Source organism: Bacteroidota bacterium (assembly GCA_026391695.1).
Classification (GTDB): Bacteria; Bacteroidota; Bacteroidia; order Bacteroidales; family JAGONC01; genus JAPLDP01.
On sequence record JAPLDP010000079.1, the window covers coordinates 20,751 to 27,645 of the forward strand.

General features: G+C 43.5%; 4 protein-coding genes, 1 tRNA gene and 1 other RNA gene. 3 read left to right on the forward strand and 3 right to left on the reverse strand.

Annotation, left to right across the window (positions count from 1 at the left end; all coding sequences use genetic code 11):
- Window positions 1–14 precede the first annotated feature (14 nt).
- On the reverse strand, window positions 15–980 hold the full coding sequence (locus tag NT175_11840; protein ID MCX6235386.1) for a glycosyltransferase family 2 protein: 966 nt from the start codon (window positions 978–980) through the stop codon (window positions 15–17).
- Window positions 981–992: 12 nt separating this feature from the next.
- Complete coding sequence (locus tag NT175_11845) at window positions 993–1,538, reverse strand: DUF4199 domain-containing protein (protein MCX6235387.1); 546 nt, start codon at window positions 1,536–1,538, stop codon at window positions 993–995.
- 100 nt (window positions 1,539–1,638) lie between these two features.
- Between NT175_11845 and ffs the strand changes: the two genes are divergently transcribed.
- The 3 genes from ffs (at window position 1,639) to NT175_11860 (ending at window position 2,589) form a co-directional block, all read left to right on the forward strand.
- Window positions 1,639–1,737: signal recognition particle sRNA small type (gene ffs / locus NT175_11850), an RNA gene on the forward strand.
- A gap of 37 nt (window positions 1,738–1,774) precedes the next feature.
- Window positions 1,775–2,383 carry an L-threonylcarbamoyladenylate synthase gene (locus NT175_11855; protein ID MCX6235388.1) on the forward strand — a complete coding sequence of 203 codons (609 nt, stop codon included), beginning with the start codon at window positions 1,775–1,777 and terminating at the stop codon, window positions 2,381–2,383.
- Window positions 2,384–2,517: 134 nt separating this feature from the next.
- Window positions 2,518–2,589: transfer RNA gene (locus NT175_11860), tRNA-Lys, on the forward strand.
- A 57-nt stretch (window positions 2,590–2,646) separates the two neighbouring features.
- Here the strand turns inward: NT175_11860 and NT175_11865 are convergent.
- Window positions 2,647–6,895: T9SS type A sorting domain-containing protein (locus tag NT175_11865; GenBank protein MCX6235389.1), on the reverse strand; the 4,249-nt coding region annotated here is incomplete at its 5' end.

Sequence of the window (6,895 nt, forward strand, 5' to 3'; positions counted from 1 at the left end):
CTGTGAGGTATTGGCTAACCGTATATTTTAATCCCGATTTTCCGTTCAATAAGATAATGGTTGCGGTGGGGATTATTTCGTGAGATCATCTCTGCCAGAAAGCCTGCGAGAAAAAGTTGCGTACCAATGATCATTGCGACGAGGGAGATATAAAAATAGGGGCTTTCAGTTACCAGGATGGCCTTGATGCCAAGGTGGAGATAATAAAGCTTTTGGGCACCCATCCATATGGCGGCCAGTAAACCCAGGATGAAAATAATCGTGCCCATGGTACCAAAAAAGTGCATTGGCCGGCGACCGAATTTCGAAATAAATGTAATCGATAAAAGGTCGAGATAGCCTTTGACAAAACGATCAAGTCCGAATTTCGTGTCGCCAAATTTTCTCTCCCTGTGCTGCACGACCTTCTCTCCTATCTTATTAAATCCCAAACACTTTGCTATCACAGGGATATACCTGTGCATCTCCCCGTATACCTCAACGTGTTTGACTACCTCTTTTTTGTAGGCTTTCAATCCGCAATTGAAATCATGGAGTTTTATACCTGACACCCGGCGTGTCGTCCAGTTGTAGAACCGTGATGTATACTTCTTGATAAATGGATCGTACCTTTTCTTTTTCCACCCGGAAACGAGATCAAAACCATCGATTTTTATCATATGATATAGCTCGGGGATTTCATCAGGGCTGTCCTGGAGGTCAGCATCCATGGTGATTACCACATCCCCACGGGATTCTTCAAAACCACAGTTCAACGCGGCTGATTTACCATAATTCCGCTTAAACTTTACACCTTTGATATTTGCATTTTCCCTGGATATCTCTTCAATCACCTTCCACGATTCATCCTCACTGCCGTCATCAACAAAAATGACTTCATACGTGAAGTTATGCTCCACCATGACTTTATCGATCCACCCGGCCAGTTCTTTAAGTGAATCGCACTCATTATACAAAGGAATGACTACAGAAATATCCATTAATAATTTGTATTACATGGTCATAGTTCCCTGTCCGGTTTCTTTTTTAACAAAAAGACCGACGATTAAGCCCACAATAATTGAAATAATAGGAGCAGATATGAGTGAGGTTTTAAATTGCGAGTCAGGATTGAAACGTTTCCCGACTCGTTCAATAATCATATTGAGCTGTTCCTCCGGAATATTTCGATTTTGCATCGACTCAACAAATTTCTGGTAATACTGATCCATCAGGTTCGGCTCAAAAAACTTATAAAAGATATACGAAAATACACCGGAAATTATAAAGGCGATAAAACCTATCAATGCGCAGGATAAAAATGCCGGTAGATAGGTGATTTTTCCTCCCAGCGATTTATCCCGGTACGCGTTGGTCCCAAGAATCATCGTGACTACCAAAATTCCAATACTAATGAGTAGGCTCAGAATACTGAATCCGGTACTAAAAAGATTCGCATTAAAAATATAATATAGAAGTGTAATCACGATATAGATTCCACCCAGAATGCAGCCATAAATGATGGCATTAACGACTAATGATTTTTTATTTGTTTCCATAGTTTGATGTTTTAACAGCAAATTTAATAAAGTGAAACGATAATAATAAATATTTCGACTGATTATTTGAAATACCTCTGAACAATTGTATCTTTGCAGCGGGTAAGTCTTATACGGCCAGCTCCTGTTGAACTCCCCCAGATTCGGAAGAAAGCAAGGGTAGACGGTTGAGCGGTGCGATATAAGGAGCTTACCCGTTTTTATCTGTCACACCATGATGGATCTATCCGGAAAAAATGCTAATTAAGATACACCCTGAAAATCCCAGCCCCCGATCAATCAAAACCGTCGTAGAATGTCTCAATGACGAAGGAATAATCATCTTTCCTACCGATACCGTTTACGGTCTCGGTTGCGATATCTTCCAGAGTAAGTCCGTTGATAGAATTGCCAAACTGAAAGGAATAAGAAAAGAAAAAGCTAACTTTTCATTCATCTGCCATGACTTAAGTCATTTATCGGATTTCACACGGCCCTTTGGTAATCCGGTATATAAATTAATGAAAGCGAAGTTACCCGGACCCTATACCTTTATTCTTAATGCAAACAGTAATGTCCCCAAATTATTCCAAAGCAGGAAAAAAACTGTGGGTATCCGCGTACCGGCTAATAACATAGCACTCCAGATTGTACGGGAACTTGGTCATCCAATCATGTCAACATCCATTCATGATCCTGACCAGATAGCTGAGTACATGGTTGATCCCGAGCTCATTTATGAGAAATATAAAAATCTTGTGGATATCGTCGTTGATGGTGGACATGGCGACAATCAGCCCTCAACGATTCTTGACTGTACAACGGATGAAATCTTCATCATCAGGGAAGGAAAAGGAGAAATATAGGTTGATAATCAACCTATTAACTAAATATCCAAGGTTCATTGATTTTTCTTGAAAAACTCTTACTTTTGCACCTTGAAATAATTAATCTCACCCCCTGGAGGCGGGAGGGACGAGGGGTGAGGCCAATTAAAACTGATTCAGTAGCTCAGTGGTAGAGCATTTGCCTTTTAAGCAAAGGGTCCCGGGTTCAAATCCCGGCTGGATCACAAAAAAAGAGTCCCGATAAAACCGGGACTCTTTTTTTTTTACCGTATACCGCTTTACTATCGGATAACGATCTTTTGAATCTTTAACACATTCTCACCAACAACCTTCAGGAAGTAAACGCCTTTAGGATAGGTGGAAAGGTCAAATTCTTTGGAGTAATCGCCATTACCTCTCTGTATCCTGTCTTGCAGCAGTATTTGTCCTGCATAGCCAACAAGATATAGATCAATATTATTGCCTACTCCGCTGATAGTCATCGTAAACCTGCCATCCGACGGATTCGGGAACACTTTCATGCTGACCATGTTCGATGGGTCATCCGGCAGACCGGTGCAATCATCAGCTATGACAACGAAGATTTCGGAGAATCCACCTGTACCGCAGTCATTGATGCCGGCAACTTTAATAAATACCGGTCCGAAATAATCTCCGCTCCAGAACACGGTAGCCTCAGAGCCACTGCCTTCAATCGTTCCGGCATTGGCAGGATAGATATCCCAACTATATGACAAAGCACTGGGCGATCCAGTGGTTACATATACAGAGGCAGCAGTACCTGTCTCGACACAAACAATATCATCACCTGAAGGCATACCAGGTTGATCCGGAATTCTGTCAATGCTCAATGTCATGGCATCTGTAGCCTGTCCCATGCAAGGTTCAAATGGGTAAGCCGTCAATGTCAGGACACAATAGCCATTGAATATATCCAGCGGGCCGGGAGAATAGATAGCATCCAGAATGGTGTTGTTGTTAAATCCGCCATCTCCGGAAGATATCCATAGGATCTGATCATAATTGGTAGCCGCTCCTTCCAGAGTATAAGTTTCCTCCTCGCAAATCTTGGAGTCCTGTCCGGCATTGGCTGTCGGCAGCTTGATAACTGTCAGAACCATCTGATCAACTGCATTTTCATTACATGGTACGGTTGCATATGCCGTCAGTTTCAGTGTGACAGTACCATTGACAACATCATTGGCACCCGGCGTATAAATCGCATTTAGTATGTTTGAATTATTAAATACACCATCGCCGGTGGTTGTCCATTTCACTGAAGCATAATTTGCCGCCTGGCCATCAAGTGTAAAGGGTGCAGTAGCACAGGTAATAGCGTCAGGACCAGCATTGGCTGTCGGCTTTTTCACAATGGTCAACACCATATTATCCGTTATATTACCTGTACATGGTGATATCGAAATGGCCGTAAGTGTCAGCGTAACTGTACCATTGTATATATCGCCGTTGCTGGGCACATAAGTGGCATTCACAATACCTGGATTTGTAAATGTGCCTGTTCCGCTTGTTGTCCATAAAACTGAACTGTAGTTCGATGCAGAAGCACCACTCAGCATATAGTTCGATGCTTCACAAACCGGAGCATTCGGACCGGCATTGGCCGTTGGCTGTAAAGTGATGTGCAATATCATACTGTCGGTTGCATTACTGGCACATGGTGCAATAGCCACAGCAGTCAATGTCAGGACTACCGATCCGTTCTGCTTATCATTCGCACCCGGAGTATAAACCGGATGCAAAATATGGATATTACTGAACGAACCATCACCCGCTGTTGTCCATGTTATAGAACTATAGTTGGATGCCGTCCCGTTAAGAGTGTACGTTTCATTAGCGCATATGGTAGCATCCGGACCGGCATTGGCAGTTGGCTGATATTCAAATGTAACAATGACCTCATCACTCTCAATGACTTCACATGGTGGAATCGAAGTCGCCGACAAAATAAGTGTCACTGAACCTGCTTCAAGGTCGCCATCGCCGGGATAATAAACAGCAGCCATGGATATTGGGTTATCAAAATACCCATCACCGTCAGTAGTCCAGAGCGTCGTCCATGCATTACTGGTCCATCCCATGGTCTGGAATGACTCATTTTCGCAGATTGTCGCATCAGAGCCTGCATTGACAATCGGCAGAGGACCAAACTCTATGGTCATCACATCTGTTGCAATATCTGTGCAAGGTTCAAGAGCATAAGCTGTTAAGCTCAGGTTAACAAAACCTTCTCCAATATCATCCGAACCCGGGAAATAGGTTGCATTCAGAAGAGTAGCATCATCAAATTCACCATCCCCCGATGTCGACCATAGAACAGAGCTATAATATGTTGCTGTTCCCTGAAGGACATAGTACTCATTTTCACAAATCAATGCATCCTCGCCGGCATCGGCTGTAGGTAATGGAATAATAGTGATAGTGACTTCGTTGGAAATAACTTCGCCGCAGAAATCTGTCAGAATAAGCCGGTAAAGGGTAGTACCAATCAGAGTGGCAGGTTGATACGTCGATTCAGTTGCATCCTCGATATCTGTCCAACCTTCACCGTCAAATGTCTGCCACTGATACTGATAATTGCCATAACCACCCGTAGCTTCCGATGTTAGTAATTCCGGTGCTGTAAGGTAACAACTCAACTGGTCGGCAGCAATGGTAACGGCCAACGGATCGTACACAGTAATTACAATGGGTTCAGTATATATTTCACCACAGAAATCAATTACAAAGAGTCTGTATTCAGTCGTCACCATCAGTGCATCGGGCTGATACGTCGGTTCAGTAGCGCCTTCAATATCTGCCCAGTCTGTTATTTCACCACTACTTATCGTATAACTGAGGCAAAGAGTAACATCATAAGCTTTTCCTCCTCCATCACCATAACTGTCATCGAAGTACAGCACCCAGGTACCTTCAGTGTTCTCGCCATTAAATACATCAGTTGTAAAAACGAAGTCAAACACCGAGCCGGATTGTGTAGGCGTCCATACCGTTACAGTAGTGCCTGCCGGCGATTTAAGCAATAAGGTTTCCTCATCATACCAAGAATCTACCCATAGCTCACCAATATTCAGAGTCACACCCTCAATGACCACATTTTCTTCAGATGGAACAATGTTATCTGTCCAACCCAATTCATCATATGAATTACTATATTCCCCACCTGTAAAATCAACAAGGCTATAGCAATATTCAGCTATTTCGGTTTCGCCAGGTAGACGATACTGCCATTGGTATTCATATTCACCCTGTCCGCCGCTCACTGATGAAGTGAGAAGCTCAGGAACAGTATTGTAGCAGATCGATTGATCAGCTTCTATGCTGGCCAGAAATTCGTCATATACCGTGATGGTAACACTATTCGTTTCTATCACGCCACAGTAATCGGTTACAATGAGCCTGTATTCAGTCGTCACCAGGAGTGCATCCGGCTGATAGGTCGGATCCGTTGCGCCCTCAATATCAACAAACACGTCATCTACCTCTCCACCGCCTTCCAATACCTGCCATTGGTATTCATAATCACCCTGGCCGCCGCTTACTGTTGACGTAAGAAGTTCAGGAACAGTATTGTAACAAATTGTCTGATCAGCTTCTATGCTGGCCAGAAATTCGTCATAAACTGTAATGATAACGGTATTCGTAATTATTGGTCCACAATTATAGGTATCATCGACATAAAGACGGTAGTAAGTTGTTTCAATCAATGCAGGAGGTTGATATGTTGGTGAGTGAGCTCCAGTTATCACTTCCCATTCTATTCCATCCGCAGATTGCGCCCAGTGATACAGGTATTCACCATTTCCACCACTAACTGTTGATGTTAATTCGGCAGGAACTGTATTGTAGCAAATGGTCTGGTCTTCTGCAATGGTCGCAATTAACTCTTCATACACAGTAATCGTGACAACGTTTGTCTCAATAACACCGCAGAAGTCAGTGACCACGAGCCTGTATTCAGTCGTCACAAGGAGTGCTCCGGGCTGATAGGTTGGATTCGTTGCTCCCTCTATATCAACAAAGACGTCATCTACTTCTCCTCCGCCTTCCAATATCTGCCACTGGTAGGTATAATCTCCCTGACCACCGCTTACTGTAGATGTAAGAAGTTCAGGAACAGTATTGTAGCAGATCGTCTGATCAGCCTCTATAGTCGCTGTTAACTCGTAATATATTGTGATGGTTTTAATAGTAGCTGAAGCTGCGGTACAGCCATCAGGATCGGTATAGTTCACCGACACACTGCCTGTACCACCTGCCCCCCATACTACGGAGATGGAGTTAGTGACCGAAGTGCCAGTACCGCCTGTAACGAACCAGGTATAGCCCGACATTCCGGGTTCAGTAATGTAAGTTTCGGTAGAACCTGCGCATACCGGATCAGGTCCAGTGATGGTGGGAACCGGTACCGTATTGAATTTCATATTTACGTTCATCGGCAAGGATATGCATCCATTCACATCGGTCACGTTGCCGGTATAGGTATAGAGCCATTCAGGATAATCACCCGAT

Bases quoted from the DNA above. Each gene is read 5' to 3' on its own strand.
- NT175_11855 (MCX6235388.1), top strand. From the start codon at position 1,775: ATGCTAATTAAGATACACCCTGAAAATCCCAGCCCCCGATCAATCAAA.
- NT175_11840 (MCX6235386.1), bottom strand. From the start codon at position 980: ATGGATATTTCTGTAGTCATTCCTTTGTATAATGAGTGCGATTCACTT.
- NT175_11845 (MCX6235387.1), bottom strand. From the start codon at position 1,538: ATGGAAACAAATAAAAAATCATTAGTCGTTAATGCCATCATTTATGGC.